Genomic DNA, 16,841 nt, shown 5'->3' on the forward strand with positions numbered 1-16,841 from the left:
GCCACCCGCATCAACACGCTCCCTGAATGTGAGCCTGATACGCGCGACAAGCGCACACCGATCTCCCCGTCCCTTCTCCCGGTGAGGGAGAAGGGACGCCAATCACCGCCGCTTGACTCAAACCCGCCCCGCCCCGACCTATCCCGCATGCTGGAGACCAAACCCGCAGCGCGCACGCACGCCCCGCCGGCCAAACGCTGGCGCAATTATTATCGCGTCTATCGCGTGCTCGACCTTTGGCGTCTCGGCACCATCTTTCCCGGCATCCACGCCGGCCCCGACGCGTTTCCGTCGAAAGAAATCGCCGAAGAACACGCGCTGAGCTTCCTGCGCGCGGTGAACCCGCCGCGCCGCCATTTCATGGATTACGCCGGCGCCTTCCCCGAAGGCGACGCCGCGAACTAGCGCGACAGAGAACCCTCTCCCTCCCTTGGGAGGGAGAGGGCAGGGTGAGGGTGGAGCGCCGGCTTCTCAAAACGACGCGCGGGCGAACGACTGGACACGTCTGAACATTCCACGCCGGCGCCGGCCCCTCACCCTGCCCTCTCCCGCACTGCGGGAGAGGGTTCGCAAAAAATCTATTCAACCCCTTTCGCGCGCCCGTAGGCTTGGCGCGAAATGTCAGACACACCGCCCCCTCGCCACGCGCCGCGCGCGCTTTGGCTGATCGCGCAAGCGTTCATGCAGGCGCTCTATGCGCTCTTCGGCAATCCCGAGGACATCGCCCAGGCGCCGCATCGCCAGGCGCGCGCCTACAAGCAGCTCGCGACCTGGATCGCGGCGGGTGAAGCGCTGTTGCGCCGTCTGTTGATGATCGAAGCCGCCGCGGCGACACCGGCGCCGCCGCGCAAGCCTCGCGCCAAACGCGCCGCCAGAGTCCGCGCCCGCGTCGCCTGCTTTCCCGATCAACCGCAGGCGTGGCGTGTGTCATTTCGCGCTGTGCCGTCACAGCACAGGCCTTTGCGCCTCTGGCGGCCGAAGAAGCGTCTGTTCACGCCGCGCCACATCGTCGACGCTTGGCCGCTCGCACTGCGGTACGAAGCGCTCATCCGCGTCTGCAACAATCCCGGCCCCTATGCGGCGCGGCTCGCCCGCCGCTTGCGCGCCGCGCCGCGTCGCGCGCGTGCGATCCTGCGCGCCTCCGCCGCGATCACCGCCACGGTCGGCCGCGATGCGCTGCACGAATTGACCAAGGCGGCCAAGAGCGCGTGGCGCCCGCCGCCGCGCCCGGTGCTCGATTCAAGCTGAGCGCCGCTAAATCGCCGCAAATCCGCAACGCGTCCGCAACATCGCTGCAAACAGCGATGCGTAAAGCCATGCGCGTTGTCCAAGGAGGCGCATGATGAAGCCCGCATCATCTCTGATCACGTTGATTTTAGCCCTTCTGCCCGTGGTCGCGGCCTTTCCCAGCGCGATCGCGTGAGGTTCCCGGATTGCCGCGGGCCTGAGCCGTCCCTAGAGTCCGCCGCGCGAGGTTGGACTTTTTGCATTTTTTTCAGGGATTACGTTCGAACGCGCTGATCGCGGCCGCCTTGGCGTTGCCGATCGTTTTGCTCGTGGTGCTGCAGATTGTGTTCGCCTTGCAGCGCGAGCGCGAGAACGTCGCCGAATTCGCCTTGGGCCGCGCCGAACGCATCGTCCGCCTGGCCGAGGCGCAAGTCCAAGCCGATCACGCCGTGATGCGCGTGCTGGCGACCGCCGAAATGGTCGATGCGCGCGATTGGCCGCTGGCCTATGCCCGCGCCCGCGAAGTGATGAGCCTCAATCCGCATTGGCGCAATGTCATCATCAGCGATACGCGGACGAACACGGAGATGTTCAATCTCGCTCGTCCCTATTCGAATGCTCAGCCCCCGCTCGATGCGGCGATCGCCGACCGGGAAAGCATCAGTCGCGAAGGCCGTTTCTGTCCGTGCGCCTATCTCTATCAGCCGATCGGCGGTGATGCGCGCTATCTGCTGACGGTCGCGATCGATCCGGAAATCTTTCGCGACATCTTGATGACCAATCTGCCCGAGGATTCCATCGCCGCCCTGGTCGATCGCCAAGGCCTGTTCATCGCCCGCAGCCGCGAACAATCCGAACGCGTCGCCACGCCGGCCACCCAATATGTCCGCGACGCCGTGGCGAGCGGCCAAGTGTCGGGCGTTTATGAGGGCGTGACCTATGAAGGCTTTCGCAATCACAGCGCCTATTTCGTCTCCCCGCTCACCGGCTGGTCGGCCCATGTCGCGATCGCCTCGGCGCTGATCGAACGGCCCCGCGCCTATTCCAACGCCGCCATCATTGTCGGCATCGTCCTCGCCTTGATCCTCGCCGCCGGCATCATTGCCTGGGCGCTGCGCGATATCGCCGAGCGTCGCCTAGCCGAACAGCGTTTGGCGCAGACGCAAAAGCTCGAAGCCATCGGTCAACTCACCGGCGGCGTGGCCCATGATTTCAACAATCTGCTCACCGTGATCATCGGCGGCCTCAACATGCTGTTGAAGCGCATCGAGGATCCCAAGCAGCGCGAGATCGCCGACCATATGCTCGACGCGGCCAAGCGCGGCGATAAGCTCACCAAGCAATTGCTCGCCTTCTCGCGCGGCAAGCGCATGGAATTAACGCCGATCGATCTGCATCAATTGGCGCCCGGCATGGAGGAATTGCTGCGCCGCTCGGTCGGCGCGGACGTGACCATCGACTTCGACCTCGCGCCGGACGCGCGCTGGGTGAAATCCGACGCCAACCAACTCGAACTCGCCATCCTCAATCTCGTCATCAACGCACGCGACGCGATGCCGAACGGCGGCCGCATCGTCATTTCAACACGCCCGTCGGATGCGCGGGGCGAATTCATCGAACTGGCCGTCAGCGACACCGGCTTCGGCATGCCGCGCGATGTGGCGGAGCGGGCGATGGAGCCGTTCTTCACCACCAAGCCCGCCGGCAAAGGCACCGGCCTCGGTCTCGCCCAAGTGTTCGGCGCCGCACGTCAGTCCGGCGGCCAGGTCGAGATCGACAGCGCCCCCGAGCGCGGCACGACCGTCCGCCTGCTCTTGCCCCGCACCGAGGCGGCGAGCGCCCCCGCCGATGTCGACGCGGCGCCCGCGCCGCCTGCGCCGCGCGGCAATGGTCAGAAGGTTCTGGTGGTCGACGATGAAGCCGGCGTCCGCAGCTTCGTGGCGCAAACCTTGCGCGATGCGGGCTTCGACGCCGCTGAGGCCGGCGATCCCGGCGCTGCGCTGCGCAAGCTCGATGCGGACCGTTTTGACCTGTTGATCACCGATTTCTCGATGCCGGCGATGACTGGGCTCGAACTGGCGGAGCAGGCGCGCAAGCGTCAGCCGAACATGCAGCTCTTGATCATCTCAGGCTGGGCCGACGCGGAGGCGCTGGAAAAATCCGCGGCGCGCCCGCGCCTTCTGCGCAAGCCCTTCGACGAGCGCACGCTCCTGGAGGCGGTGCGCGCTTCTTTCGCGTCGTCCTGAGGTTTCGCTCCATCGCGAACAACCTTATGTTCGACGCGGAGGCGATGGATGAGCATTACGGGCGCGATTCGGCGCGAGCTGCGGTTTCTGAACGGCGTTGCACGCACACTCTGGTCGGTGCGCGAAATCAAGCCGGACTCGCCCGTGCTCGTCTGCGACGATTTCGAACGCGCGGTCGACAAATTCGCCGACCACACGGCTATGATCTTCGAAGGCGAACGCTACACCTATCGCCAGCTCGACGGGCTCGCCAATCGCTTCGCGGCCTGGGCCGACGCGCAAGGTCTGCAGCGGGGCGACACGGTCGCGCTCTTGTTGCCGAACCGCGCCGAGTACGTGCCCGCCTGGATCGGGCTCGCCAAGGTCGGCGTGGCCGCGGCGCTCATCAACAACAACCTCACCGGCGCGGCGCTCGCGCACTGCCTCTCCATTTCAAACGCCGATCACGTCATCACCGACACCGAGAGCCTTGACGCGATCGGCACGCTCCGGGCCGGCCTCGCCCGCCCGCTCACCTATTGGGTGATCGACGCCGCCAGCGCACTCGGCGAAAACCAGCGCGCGCTTGATTTGAAAGAACCGCGCAACGCCCCCGAACGCCCCGCCGCCGCGCGCCGCGCCGGCCTCACCGCCAAGGACGTCGCGCTTTATATCTTCACCTCCGGCACCACCGGCATGCCGAAAGCCGCGAAGATCACCCACATGCGCGCCGAGCTCTATATGCGCAGTTTTGCGGCGGCCACGGGCGCGACAGCGGACGACAGAATCTATTGCGTGCTGCCGCTCTATCACGCCACGGGCGGGCTTTGCGGCGTGGGCGCGGCCTTGCTGAAGGGCGGCACGGTAGTGCTGCGGCGCAAATTCTCGACGACGCATTTCTGGGACGACGTCGCCGATAATGCATGCACCATGTTCGTCTATATTGGCGAGCTATGCCGCTATCTGGTGAACGCCGATGCGCATCCGAAAGAGCGTGCGCATCGCCTACGCCTGGGTTTCGGAAATGGTCTGCGTCCGGAAGTGTGGACCGAGTTCCAACAACGCTTCAACGTGCCGCGCATTCTCGAATTCTACGGCTCGACCGAAGGCAACGTGTCGATGTTCAATTTCGACGGTCATGCCGGCGCCATTGGCCGGGTGCCGCCTTATCTGAAGCGCAATTTCGCGGTGCGTCTTGTCAAATTCGACGTCGAAGCTGAAATGCCGGTGCGTGACGCAAACGGCCTCTGCGTGCTCGCCGATCTCGGCGAGCCCGGAGAAGCCGTCGGGCTGATTAAGGATGACGCCCGCCACAATTACACGGGCTATGCCGACAAAGCCGCGTCAGAAAAGAAAATCCTGCGCGACGTCATGGAAAAGGGCGACGCTTGGTTCCGCACCGGCGATCTGATGCGTCAGGATAAGGACGGCTATTTCTACTTCGTCGATCGCATCGGCGACACCTTCCGCTGGAAGGGCGAAAACGTCTCCACCACCGAAGTGGCGCAAGTGATCGCGCGCTTCAAAGGGGTCGAGGAAGCGAACGTCTATGGCGTCGCCGTCGGCAAGCTCGACGGCCGCGCCGGCATGGCGGCCATCACGCCCGGCGAAGGCTTTGAGCTTGGCAATCTCCGTGGCTTCCTCGCGCGCGAATTACCGGCCTATGCGCGTCCGATCTTCATCCGCATCCAGCCTGCGATCGAAACCACAGGCACATTCAAGTATCGCAAGGTCGATCTCGTGCGCGATGGCTTCGATCCGCACAAAAGCGAACACGAAATCTGGTTCGATCACCCGGAACTGCAGGACTATGTCCGCGTCACGCCGGAGCTGTACGCGCAAATCCAAGCCGGCGCGTTCAAGCTCTAGCGGAACAGCGCGACGTAAGATTCGCCAATGCGTTCGAGCCGACCCGGCCTGCCATAAGCCGCTTCCAGCGCGTCGCGTGTCAGCGCCTTCTCTGGCTCGCCTTCGGTCAGCACGCGTCCCTCATGCATGAGCACCACGCGGCGCGCGACGCTTGCGGCGAGTCCGATGTCATGAGTCGAAAACACAACAGCCCCATTCTTCGCGGCATGCGCGCGAAGAATTTCGGCCACCGCCAGTGCTTGCGCCGGATCGAGCCCCGCACTGGGTTCGTCCAGCATCAACAAAGGGGCATGCTGCGCCAGGGCCCGCGCCAAGTGCGCACGCGCTTTTTCGCCGCCGGAGATTTCATCCATGCCGCGCGCACGAAGCGTGTTCAATCCACACGCTTCGATCGCCGCATCGACAGCTTCTTGATCTTCCGCGCCCAATCGATCGGGCGCGGCGCCATGCGCGAAACGCCCGAGCGCGACCAAGGCTTCCACACTGATCGGCCAGATCGATTGCGGCCGTTGCGGCAGATAGGCGACGCGCAGGGCCCGTTCGCGATTGGTGAGTTTCGCGGGATCGGCGCCGCCCAACGCGCGTGCGCCTGCGGCTGGTATCAGCCCCAGCGCGGCGCGCATCAGCGTCGTTTTGCCCGCGCCGTTTGGACCGAGCAGCGCAATGATTTCGCCACGCTGCACTCTGAGCGATACGCCGTTCAGCGCGTGCGTTGCACGCAATTTCACGCTGATCTTGTCGAGCTCCAGCAGCGCGCTCATCCATCGCCTCCCCGCGACGCAAGACGCGCGGCGATCAGCGCGAACACTGGTCCGCCGATCAGCGCCGCGGCGACGCCGAGCTTAAGTTCCGTATCCGTTGGCAAGAGGCGCACTGCGATATCCGCGCAGACCAACATGACGCCCCCGGCCAAGGCGCTCGGCAAAAGCAAGCGGGCCGGATCGTGACCGGCGACAGCGCGGACAAAATGCGGCGCGGCGATGCCGACGAAGCCGATAATCCCCGCCACGGCCGTTGCGCCGCCAGTGCAAGCGGCGGCGCCGAGCACAACGAGGCTGCGGGTTCGCGTGATATTGGCGCCGATCGCCGCGGCGGCTTCTTCGCCAAGCGTCAAAGCTTGCAGCCCACGTGCGGCGGCGAAGATGAAGCCGGCGCCGATGAGGAAGAGCACGCCGACGAGCGCGACATGTTCATAGGAGCGGGCTTCAACCGAGCCGAGCGTCCAATTCACCAAGTCCGCCAGCGCGCCGGGATTGGGGGCAAGGTTCAAGGCCAGCGCAATGAGCCCACCCGCGAAACTGGAAAGGCCCACGCCAATCAAAGCCAAACTCGCCGGGCCTCGCGCCGCCCAACCCATAGCGACCACAACAAGCGACGCGCCAAGCGCAAACAGCACCGCGAGCGCCGGCGCGAACGTGGCGAAGCCGAAGGCGAACGCAATCACAGCGCCGAGCGCGGCAAATCCTGATAGGCCGAGCACGCCGGCATCGGCCAACGGATTGCGCAGCAAACCCTGCAAAGCAGCGCCTGCCAAGCCGAGCGCGGCGCCGACCAGCCAAGCCGCGAGCGCGCGTGGCAAGCGAATGTCCCAAATGATCGTGCGCGTGGCTTCATCGTCGGCGAATGGCGTGGCGAGCGGCGTCGGCCCCAGCCAAAGGGCCGCGAACAGCGCCGCGAGACTCAATGCGACGAGCGCAAGATTTGTGCGAAGCGCCGCGCTCATGGCGTGCGCAAGGCGGCGGCGATCGCTTCAGCCGCATCGATCGCGTACCAGGCTTCGCACGAAATCGCGGCAGCCGGCAGATCGATCGTGCGCGCCTCCGCGAGCGCGCGTTGCACGGCCGGATGACGCGCGGGCGACCAGGCGTTCACAGCGCTGCGGCCGGTATCGAAGAAGCCCAACGCGATCAAAGCGGGCGGCGTCGTGATCATGCGCTCAAGCGGCAGCACGGTCCAGCTGGCGTCCGTGCGCACGTTGCGACCGCCCGCGCTTCGGATCACATCATCCATCAACACGCCCGAGCCCGGCACGCCGCCGTACGAAGAGAGATACATCACGGGTGGGCGTTGGCGCGGCGCGTGGACTTGCAGACGCGCGAGTCGAATATCGAGATCGCGCGCGATGACCTGGCCGCGATCCGCATGCCCGAACGCGCGGGCGGCGCCGATCACATCTTCGCGGGCTTGCGCGAAGGTGGGCGTGTCGCCGACTTGGAGCACAGGAATGCCGAAGCGCGCATAAACTTGCTCGGCGTCCCACGGCCCGCCCCAATTTCGGACGACGAGATCGGGACGCAGCGCCAGCACTTCTTCAAGCGTGCCGCGCGTTTGGCGAATGCCGTGGGCGCGGGCGCGGAAATAGGAATCGTCACGCTGCGAGCCGCGCGAGAGCGCCGCGATCTGATCGCGATCGGCGAGCGCCAGCACGAATTGGTCGGCGCAATAATCCAGCGACACAATGCGACGCGGTTCGGCCGCGGCGGGCCACGCACAAACAAGCGCTAACGCGCAGAGAACCCAACGCACATGACCTCCTTCGGCCCCATCCCGGACCAAGAGCTTTCATGTCGGCAGGTCTTCTGGCTTCGCGGGTCGTTGTTCTTTGGCCCCTTCCCGGTGATCCTTTGACCGGATCGCCAGTGGTTTTGGCCTCGAACTCGCCGCTTACAGCTGCGGGCGCAGCCGCGGATTTGCACCGCGTTCCCTTTTGATCCCCGCTGAGGGAACCGACCCTGTGTCGATACAGGACCGGCGCTCACGTGGCAAATGCCTACCCCTCGTCCGGTAATTGCGCATCGCGCAGGATCGCCTCGATCTGGGCTGCGTCTTCCTCCCGCCCCAGCAGACGCCAGCCGTGCTCCATCATGCTCGGGTCGAAATCCGCCATGAGCACGTTGAAATCCGGCATCAGCGTCTCGATGCCTTCGCTGCGCAGCAGCGATTGCGCGATAATCGCTTCCGGCCGCGAGGCGAAGCGCGCGACGATAATGAGCGCGGACATGGCATGAGCTTAGCGCGAATCCGGTCCGCTTTGTGACCAAGAATGGCTATTCGGAGCGCCTACGCCCGCCCTCGTGCGAAGTTCGCGCGCATTGTCAACCAAAAGCTATTGAAGGGTTCGAAGGCCCCGCATGAGAGCTGCGGCCTCCGATTCCGGCATCGCTGCGACGCTTGCGAAAAAACTTGCTACGGCTCTGCAATACTGAGCTTCTCGACCAACTAGCGAAGCGGATGGCGCTAAGAGGCCGACATCGTCGCCAACGTTGTGTCGCACGCCATCCAGCGCCCGACCAATCGCGATCTCCAACTCCGCGCCGGTAAGCGTACGTCGTTCGATTGAGGTGTCTGCGCGAAAGGCTTCCGTCAACACATCCAACTCGCGCCGCAACAATGGCTCGCTCAAATACGGCGTGACATCGCCAAACGCACCACCATTGAACATCGGATGACATATCTGTGGTCGCGACGCCGCCAGCTCCGCATATTCATCGCGTGCAATTCTTGCGGTTTCGACTGCGCTGGCGTCATCCAGATATCTCACGCGTCCGGTGGCGGCGCCCAATAGGCCCACTCGAAGGTCGTTCACCGCCTCATCACGGCTCTGCCCCTCGCGGAGCGCCCTTGAAACGCCGTCGATGAACCTCGAAAACGTCTCTGGCTCCGCATCGCGCCACGCTGACGCAAGAGCGCCTATTCTCTCGTCACTCAACATTTCAGCCTCCACGCGTGAGGGTGACGACTGGTAACTGCTAAAGACGGCACCTGCGACTTGCGCACCGACAATGGCAAAGGCGATTGGCAGCCACCTACTAGCGCGCCAACCAGCCGACTCTGGCTTCAGGGCTCTGTCAACGAGCGCGCCTATCAACGAGCCAAGCAACGCCGAAAGCCCACCAGCAACGCCGGCTACTCCAACTTGCGTCCAATCCATGTGCCGCTCCCGATTTTGCCCATGTATCCAAATCCGCGCGGCGCCAAAAACAAAAAAGCCCGCCGCTTGCGCGACGGGCTTTCGTATTGCGTTTTCGCTTGAGGCTTAGTCGCCCGAGCTTTCGCGGCGCGGACGGCGATCACGATCGCCGCGGTCGCGACGCGGGCCGCGGTCGCCGCGCTCACCACGATCGCCGCGCGGGCCTTTGTCTTCGGCCTCTTCGCCGAGCTCGGCGGTGAGGTCAGCGCCGGTGGCTTGGTCGACGACCTTCATCGAGAGGCGCACCTTGCCGCGATCGTCGAAGCCCAAGAGCTTCACCTTCACGGTGTCGCCTTCCTTCACGACGTCGCCCGGCTTTTCCACGCGCTCACGCGCGAGTTGGGAGACGTGAACGAGGCCGTCCTTGGCGCCGAAGAAGTTCACGAAGGCGCCGAATTCCATCACCTTCACGACCTTGCCTTCGTAGATCTGGCCGACTTCCGGTTCGGACGTCAGCGACTTGATCCACTTGATGGCGGCTTCGATCGAGTCGGCATTGGCCGATGCGACCTTCACCGTGCCGTCGTCTTCGACGTTCACCTTGGCGCCGGTCTTTTCCACGATTTCGCGGATGACCTTGCCGCCGGTGCCGATCACGTCGCGGATCTTGTCGACCGGGATCTTGATCTGCTCGATACGCGGCGCGTTCTTGCCAACTTCACCGCGCGGCGCGTCCATGGCCTTGGCCATTTCGCCGAGGATGTGCATACGGCCGGCGTGCGCACGATCCAGCGCCACCTGCATGATCTCCTGCGTGATGCCGGCGACCTTGATGTCCATCTGCAGCGAGGTGATGCCCTTGGCCGTGCCGGCGACTTTGAAGTCCATGTCGCCGAGGTGATCTTCATCACCCAGGATGTCGGTCAGAACTTCGTAGCCGTAATCTTCGAGGATGAGGCCCATCGCGACGCCGGCGACCGGCGCGGAGATCGGCACGCCCGCATCCATCAGCGCGAGCGAAGAACCGCACACCGTGGCCATCGAGGACGAGCCGTTCGACTCGGTGATCTCGGAAACGAGGCGCACCGTGTACGGGAATTGCTCGGCGGACGGCAGAACCGCCTTCATCGCGCGCCACGCCAATTTGCCGTGACCGATTTCGCGGCGACCGGCGCCGCCCATGCGGCCCGTTTCACCGACGCTATAGGGCGGGAAATTGTAGTGGAGCATGAAGCGCTCCTTGGTCGTGCCGGAGAGCGCATCGATGAATTGCTCGTCTTCGGCCGTGCCCAGGGTGGCGACCACGATGGCTTGCGTTTCACCGCGCGTGAACAGCGCCGAGCCGTGCGTGCGCGGCAGGAAGCCCACCATGCTTTCGATCGGACGCACCTTGTCGACGGGACGGCCGTCGATGCGGCCCTTTTCCTTGACGATGCGCGAGCGGACGACGTCGCTTTCGACTTCCTTGAAGACTTCCTTCAGGACGTTCGCGTCCACGCCGTCCGGATTGGCGTCGCTCTTCACGAGCGCGGCCTTGGCCTTGTCGCGCAGCGCGCCGACGGCGGCGTAACGTTCATCCTTCTTGGTGATCTTGTAGGCGGCGGAGAGATCGGCGCCGACGAGATCGAATATCTTCTTCTTCAGCTCGGCATTATCCGGCGGGGTGAAGTCGAACGGCTCCTTGCCAGCCTTTTCGGCGAGATCGATGATCGCGTCGATCACCGGCTGCATGCCCTTATGCGCGAGCGAGAGCGCTTCAAGCATTTGCGCTTCCGTGAGTTCCTTCACTTCCGACTCGACCATCATGATCGCGTTGGCGGTGCCGGCGACGACAAGGTCGAGATCGCTTGTGGCCATTTGCGCGATGGTCGGGTTCAGCACGGCCTTGCCGTCGATCCAGCCCACGCGCGAGGCGGCGATCGGACCCATGAACGGCACGCCCGAAATGGTGAGCGCGGCCGAGGCGGCGACCATCGCCAACAGATCGGACTCGTTCTCATTGTCCCAGGAAAGCACCGTGATGATGACTTGCACTTCGTTCTTGAAGCCATCGACGAACAGCGGACGGATCGGGCGGTCGATCAGGCGCGACAGCAGCGTTTCACGCTCGGTCGGACGGCCTTCGCGCTTGAAGAAGCCGCCGGGAATGCGGCCCGAGGCGAAATACTTTTCTTGGTAGTTCACGGTCAGCGGGAAGAAGTCCTGACCGGGCTTCGCTTCCTTCGCATACACAACGGTCGCGAGCAGCGCGGTTTCGCCCCAAGTGGCGTAGACGGCGCCGTCAGCCTGGCGCGCAACGCGGCCGGTTTCGAGCGTGAGTGGGCGGCCCGCCCAATCGATGGAAACGGATTTGATATCAAACATACATCTAACTCCAGGCGATGAGGCCCCTGCCTGATCGCCGTGCGTACATGCGCAACAGCGGATTCTGTTGCGTTTCGTCATCCTTCCTCCGCGATGGAAGAAGGCGGCCGCTTGCAGTGCAAGCGGTCGGATGAGGGGTGAATGCGTGAGGTTTGACGCGTTGGCGCCAGCACCCCTCACCTGCGCTCGCAAGCGAGCGCTGTCCTCTCCCCTTGCGAGGAGAGGACGATCTGCGCTTAGCGGCGCAGACCCAGCTTTTCGATGAGCGCTTGGTAGCGCGCCGCATCGCGGCTCTTCAGGTAGTCGAGCAAACGACGGCGCTGAGAAACCATTTTGAGCAAGCCCTGACGCGAGTGGTTGTCTTTCTTGTGCGTCTTGAAGTGCTCGGTGAGGTTGGCGATGCGCTCGGAGAGGATCGCAACCTGTACTTCCGGCGAACCGGTGTCGCCTTTGGTTTTGGCGTTGTCTTTGATGAGCGCGGCTTTGCGCTCAGCGGTAATCGACATCGCGGACTCCTATTGGTCTGCAAGGTGGAAGACGCGGGTCGGCGAAAACTTGCCGGCCCGCACGTCGCCCAGCGCGATCGCTTTGCCTTGAAACAAGGCGACCACCGCACGGGAGGCGTCCTGCCCGGCGATGGTGCGTTCGCGGAATTTCGGCTTCAGCGCCTCCATCACATGCGGAAGGAGAACAATGGGCCGTCCTTGTCTGAGCTTGAACGCGTCCTCACCATTGATGGCCAGCGCCGGGATGTCGGCCAGCGCGGTCTCAACGGGTTTCAGGCGTTCTGACGCGGCGCCCTTATGGCGCAAATCCTCGAGCGCGTCGAGGGCGACGGATTCGGCTTCTGTAAAGGGGCCGACGGCGGTGCGGCGGAGCCGCCAGACATGGCCTTCCGCGCCCAAGGCCGCGGCGAGATCGCGGGCCATGGCCCTGATATAAAAGCCTTTTCCAGAGCGAACCCGGAACGTGGCGAGGTCGTCGCCCTCGGTGTTTACCAAGTCCGCCTCGTGCACCACGACGGTGCGCGGCTCCAATTCGACGGTTTCACCGTCGCGGGCCAGATCGTAGGCGCGCTCGCCATCAACCTTCACGGCGCTGAATTGCGGCGGGATTTGTTGAATCTGCCCGACAAAGGCTTTGAGCGCTTCGCGAACAGCGTCGGCGCTTGGCCGCACGTCGCTGGTGGCGATCACCTTGCCCTCGCGGTCCTGAGTGTCGGTCGAGACGCCCCATTTGACGGTGAAAAGGTAGGTCTTCTCCGCTTCCATCAGCCAAGGCACGGTCTTGGTCGCTTCGCCCAGCGCGATCGGCAGGATGCCGGAGGCGAGCGGGTCGAGCGTGCCGGCATGGCCTGCCTTCTGCGCGTTATAGATGCGGCGCACGGCGGACACGGCGTGCGTCGACGTCATGTCGTCCGGCTTATCGAGCACCACCCAGCCGGAAACGTCGTCGCCCTTCTTGCGGCGGCTCATGCGTCGTCGTCTCCAACTGCTCCCCCGCTGGCGGGGGAGCTGTCACGCGCAGCGTGACTGAGGGGGGACTGCGCGGATGGCTGACGGACTTGCCCCCTCCCGCTCGCTTCGCTCGCGACCTCCCCCGCATGCGGGGGAGGAGTCAAATCGCGCGCCACTTCGGGGCTGGCGAGCAATTCGTCGATATGGCGGGCTTCGTCGTAGGAGACGTCGGGCTGGAAGTGCAGCTCGGGCGTGAATTTGAGATCGATCGAACGCGCGAGACGGCCGCGTAGGAAACCGGCGCTGCGGGTGAGCGCATTGGCGATGACGCGCGGATCGGTGGGGCCGAGCGCCGAGACGAACGCGGTCATATGCTTCAAATCCGGCGAGGCGCGCACTTCGCCGATGGTGACGGAGACGCCCTTCAGATCGGGATCGCGGAGATCTTCGCGCGCAATCACGTCGACCAATGCGTGGCGCACCAATTCGGCGGCGCGCAACTGGCGTTGCGACGGCCCGTGGCCGTGATCGTGTCCTTTGGATTTGCGTTTCATTTTACTGCGCCACGAAGGCGAATGCGTTGCAAAATTCTGGATCGGCGCCCGAGGATGGTCCCGCCTCGCCTTGGAAGGCCGCGACCTTGAACACCCAACGGCCGCTGGAATCGACGAACTCGCTCACCGCCATGTGGCGCGTGCGGCGACCGCCGCACAGACCGCCGTCTCCAGCGCTGGGCGCCACGTTCTCACGCTCGACGCGATAAAGATACACGTCCACGCGCGGATCACCGCCGAGAACAGCGGCGAAGCTCTGCCCGCCCACGCCCGAGCGCGAATCCGCGGGCACCACATTGTAGGGTTGCGCGCGCACAGTGATGCCGTTGGCGAAGGCGAAGATGAGCGGTCCGCCGCGGCGCGTTTCGATGCTCACGCGCAGATTGCCGGTGATGGACCGGGCGGCGTCACTGGTGGCGCGCCATTGCGTACGCGCCACCGCCGGCTCTTCCTGGGGCACCGTGTCCACGCGCGTTTCCGGCTCGACGATGGTGGTGGTGCGCACGCGCGGGCCTTCGGCCTCTTCGGCAGTGCGGTTGCAGGCGCCGGCCATCAGGCCAAGCGCCGCCACCGCTGCAAGAACAACCCGACGCATCATCCCACGCCTCAGAGCGAGCGTTGCACCACTTCGACGTTGAAGCACTCGATCACGTCGCCCTGCTTGATGTCCTGGAACGGCCCAAAGCTCATGCCGCATTCCTGGCCGGAGACCACTTGATCGACTTCGTCCTTGAAGCGCTTCAGCGTGGTGAGCACGCCCATTTCCTGGATCACCACGTCATCGCGCAAGATGCGGACCTTGGCGCCTTTGCGGACCACGCCATCGGTGACGCGGCACCCGGCGACCTTGCCGACCTTGGAGATGTTGAAGACCTCCAGGACCTCGGCGTTGCCGAGCATGGTTTCGCGCGTGAGCGGCGCGAGCATGCCGGACATGACGCCTTTGATGTCGTCGATCAGGTCATAGATGATGTTGTAATAGCGGATTTCGACGCCTTCGCGCTCGGCCAGATCGCGCGCTTCCTTCGAGGCGCGGACATTGAAGCCGATGATCGGCGCGCCCGAGCCCTTCGCAAGCTGGACGTCGGATTCGTTGATGCCGCCGACGCCGGAGAGCACCACGCGGGCGCGGACCTCTTCGTGCGCCAGCTTTTCGAGCGAGCCGACGATCGCTTCCGCCGAACCTTGGACGTCGGCCTTGATCAGGACCGGCAATTCCTTCGCCGTGGAATCCTTGAACTTGGCCATCATGGATTCAAGCGAGGTCGCCGCCGACTTGCCGCCGCCAGCGCGCTGGCGTTGTTTGGTGCGGGCGCGGTAGCTCGCGACTTCGCGCGCGCGGTTTTCGTTTTCGACGACGTTCAGATTGTCGCCCGGCTCCGGCACGCCTTCGAGACCCATGATCTCCACGGGCTCGGATGGCCCCGCGCTTTGCAGCTGCTGACCACGCTCGTTCGAGATGGCGCGGATGCGGCCGGTTTGGGCGCCGACGACGACGATGTCGCCGCGCTTCAGCGTGCCCTTCTGCACCAGCACCGTGGCCACGGTGCCGCGGCCCTTGTCGAGTTTCGACTCGATCACCGTCGCTTCCGCCGCGCGATCCGGATTGGCGCGCAGATTGAGCACTTCCGCTTGCAGCAGAATTTGCTCGATCAGGTCTTCGAGGCCAGTCCTCTTCAGCGCCGAAACCTTCACGACCTGCACGTCGCCGCCGAATTGCTCAACGATGACGTCGTGTTGCGTCAGTTCGCTGAGCACGCGGTCCGGATTGGCGTCCGGCTTATCCATCTTGTTGATGGCGACGATCATCGGCACGCCGGACGCTTTGGCGTGCTGAATGGCTTCCACCGTTTGCGGCATGACCCCGTCATCGCCGGCCACAACGAGCACGACGATGTCGGTGACTTGCGCGCCGCGGGCGCGCATGGCGCTGAACGCGGCGTGGCCGGGCGTATCGAGGAAGGTGACGCGCTGGCCGTTTTCCAGACGCACCTGATAGGCGCCGATATGCTGAGTAATGCCGCCGGCTTCGCCGGAGACAACGTCGGTTTGGCGCAGCGCATCGAGCAGCGAAGTCTTGCCGTGGTCGACGTGGCCCATGATGGTCACGACCGGCGGACGCGGCTGCAGGTTCTCGTCGGTGTCGACGATGTCGCCGGCGAGGCCTTCCTCAACGTCCGATTCGGCGACACGCTTTACAGTGTGGCCAAAGTCGGTGGCGATGAGTTCGGCCGTATCAGCATCGAGCTCGTCGCTCTGCTTCATCATCTGGCCTTGGCGCATCATGAACTTGATGATGTCGGCCACGCGGACGGCCATACGGTTGGAGAGTTCCTGAACCGTGATGGTTTCCGGGATAATGACTTCGCGCTTGATCTGTTCGCGCTCGCCCCCGCCGCCCATCATTTTCGCGCGGCGTTCTTTTTCCTTTTGCTGCGCACGACGATAGGCCGCCAGCGAACGGACGCGATCGTCATCGCCCTCGCTGATGCGCTCCACCATGTCGAGCGTGAGCTTGCCTTCGCGGCGCTGCGGCTGGCCCTTCTTGGCCGGCTTCACTGGCGCGGTCGGCAACGGCTTGCGCGCGGACTTGATACGGCCGCCCAGTTCGTCGAGCAGCGCGGTGTCGCGTTGCGGCGGCGCGTTCGGGCGCGGCACGGGCGAGCCGAGCTTCGGCTGTTCCGGCGCGGCGGGCTGTTGGGGTTGCGGCGCGGCGGCGGCGGGCGCGGCGGCAGCGGCCTCCTCCTCAGCTTCGGCGCGGCGACGCGCCTCGGCTTCGGCGGCCAGCGCCGCATCCTCGGCGGCCTTCTTGCGTTGCGCCTCTTCGAGCGCGCGGCGTTGTTCTTCCTCGGCGCGCAGGCGCTGTTCGCGCGCTTCGCGTTCAGCCATCGCGCGACGAACTGCTTCCTCGCGGCGGCGGGCTTCATCATCGGTGACGCCGCCCGGCTGGGGCTTCGGGGCCACCGGTTCGGCAGGCGCCGGAGTCGCGCGGGCGGTGCGGATCGGCGGCGGTACGCCGGGGCCGGGCGCGCTCGGCGCGGCGGCGCCGCCAGCGCCAGGGCGGTTGATCGAACGCTTTTCGCGGACCTCGACGGCCACTTGCTTGGTGCGGCCATGGCTAAAGCTTTGCCGCACCGTCCCCGTGCTCGTCGTGCGGGTCAGCGTCAGCGGCTTGCGGCCGGAGGGAGTGTCTTTCTGTTCGTTGCCGTCAGACATGCAGTCGAGTTGCCAATCC

General features: G+C 64.8%; 15 protein-coding genes and 1 riboswitch. Of the genes, 4 read left to right on the top strand and 11 right to left on the bottom strand.

The features are described 5' to 3' along the window. The 4 genes from VF769_RS16140 to VF769_RS16155 form a co-directional block, all read left to right on the top strand. Positions 1–405, top strand: a 405-nt coding sequence (locus VF769_RS16140) for a hypothetical protein (RefSeq protein ID WP_331009457.1), incomplete at its 5' end; no start/stop codon positions are given. 213 nt (positions 406–618) lie between these two features. Then, positions 619–1,248: a hypothetical protein gene (locus VF769_RS16145; protein ID WP_331009458.1), complete on the top strand. Its 630-nt coding sequence runs from the start codon at positions 619–621 to the stop codon at positions 1,246–1,248. A 236-nt stretch (positions 1,249–1,484) separates the two neighbouring features. Next, positions 1,485–3,473: a response regulator gene (locus VF769_RS16150; protein WP_331009459.1), complete on the top strand. Its 1,989-nt coding sequence runs from the start codon at positions 1,485–1,487 to the stop codon at positions 3,471–3,473. A 48-nt stretch (positions 3,474–3,521) separates the two neighbouring features. Further along, positions 3,522–5,321 (top strand): long-chain-acyl-CoA synthetase, encoded by a 1,800-nt coding sequence (locus VF769_RS16155; protein ID WP_331009460.1) that lies wholly within the window; start codon positions 3,522–3,524, stop codon positions 5,319–5,321. Here VF769_RS16155 and VF769_RS16160 read toward each other — a convergent pair. The 11 genes from VF769_RS16160 to infB form a co-directional block, all read right to left on the bottom strand. Then, a complete protein-coding gene (locus tag VF769_RS16160; protein ID WP_331009461.1) occupies positions 5,318–6,082 on the bottom strand; it encodes an ABC transporter ATP-binding protein in 765 nt (254 codons plus the stop codon). The two genes, VF769_RS16155 and VF769_RS16160, sit on opposite strands and share 4 nt — an antisense overlap. Then, entirely contained in the window at positions 6,079–7,044 is a 966-nt protein-coding gene (locus VF769_RS16165) for an iron ABC transporter permease (RefSeq protein WP_331009462.1), read from the bottom strand. Before VF769_RS16165 ends, VF769_RS16160 begins: the two co-directional genes overlap by 4 nt. Further along, entirely contained in the window at positions 7,041–7,847 is an 807-nt protein-coding gene (locus VF769_RS16170; protein ID WP_331009463.1) for an ABC transporter substrate-binding protein, read from the bottom strand. The genes VF769_RS16165 and VF769_RS16170 overlap by 4 nt, the downstream gene beginning before the upstream one ends. A gap of 26 nt (positions 7,848–7,873) precedes the next feature. Beyond that, positions 7,874–8,067, bottom strand: a riboswitch (cobalamin riboswitch). Positions 8,068–8,091: 24 nt separating this feature from the next. Beyond that, complete coding sequence (locus VF769_RS16175; RefSeq protein WP_331009464.1) at positions 8,092–8,322, bottom strand: hypothetical protein; 231 nt, start codon at positions 8,320–8,322, stop codon at positions 8,092–8,094. 105 nt (positions 8,323–8,427) lie between these two features. Next, entirely contained in the window at positions 8,428–8,907 is a 480-nt protein-coding gene (locus VF769_RS16180) for a hypothetical protein (protein ID WP_331009465.1), read from the bottom strand. Positions 8,908–9,357: 450 nt separating this feature from the next. Then, entirely contained in the window at positions 9,358–11,595 is a 2,238-nt protein-coding gene (gene pnp / locus VF769_RS16185; protein WP_331009466.1) for a polyribonucleotide nucleotidyltransferase, read from the bottom strand. Positions 11,596–11,831: 236 nt separating this feature from the next. Beyond that, entirely contained in the window at positions 11,832–12,101 is a 270-nt protein-coding gene (gene rpsO / locus VF769_RS16190; protein ID WP_331009467.1) for a 30S ribosomal protein S15, read from the bottom strand. Positions 12,102–12,110: 9 nt separating this feature from the next. Continuing rightward, positions 12,111–13,070 carry a tRNA pseudouridine(55) synthase TruB gene (gene truB / locus VF769_RS16195; protein ID WP_331009468.1) on the bottom strand — a complete coding sequence of 320 codons (960 nt, stop codon included), beginning with the start codon at positions 13,068–13,070 and terminating at the stop codon, positions 12,111–12,113. Beyond that, positions 13,067–13,606, bottom strand: a complete 540-nt coding sequence (gene rbfA / locus VF769_RS16200; protein WP_331009469.1) for a 30S ribosome-binding factor RbfA — start codon at positions 13,604–13,606, stop codon at positions 13,067–13,069. The genes truB and rbfA overlap by 4 nt, the downstream gene beginning before the upstream one ends. A 1-nt stretch (position 13,607) precedes the next feature. Next, a complete protein-coding gene (locus VF769_RS16205; RefSeq protein ID WP_331009470.1) occupies positions 13,608–14,204 on the bottom strand; it encodes a hypothetical protein in 597 nt (198 codons plus the stop codon). An 8-nt stretch (positions 14,205–14,212) separates the two neighbouring features. Then, positions 14,213–16,822, bottom strand: coding sequence for a translation initiation factor IF-2 (infB, locus tag VF769_RS16210; RefSeq protein WP_331009471.1), 2,610 nt, complete (start codon positions 16,820–16,822; stop codon positions 14,213–14,215). Between the last annotated feature and the right edge of the window lie 19 nt (positions 16,823–16,841).

Origin of the sequence: Vitreimonas sp., from assembly GCF_036392335.1 — a bacterium.
In the GTDB taxonomy this organism is placed as follows: domain Bacteria; phylum Pseudomonadota; class Alphaproteobacteria; order Caulobacterales; family Aquidulcibacteraceae; genus Vitreimonas.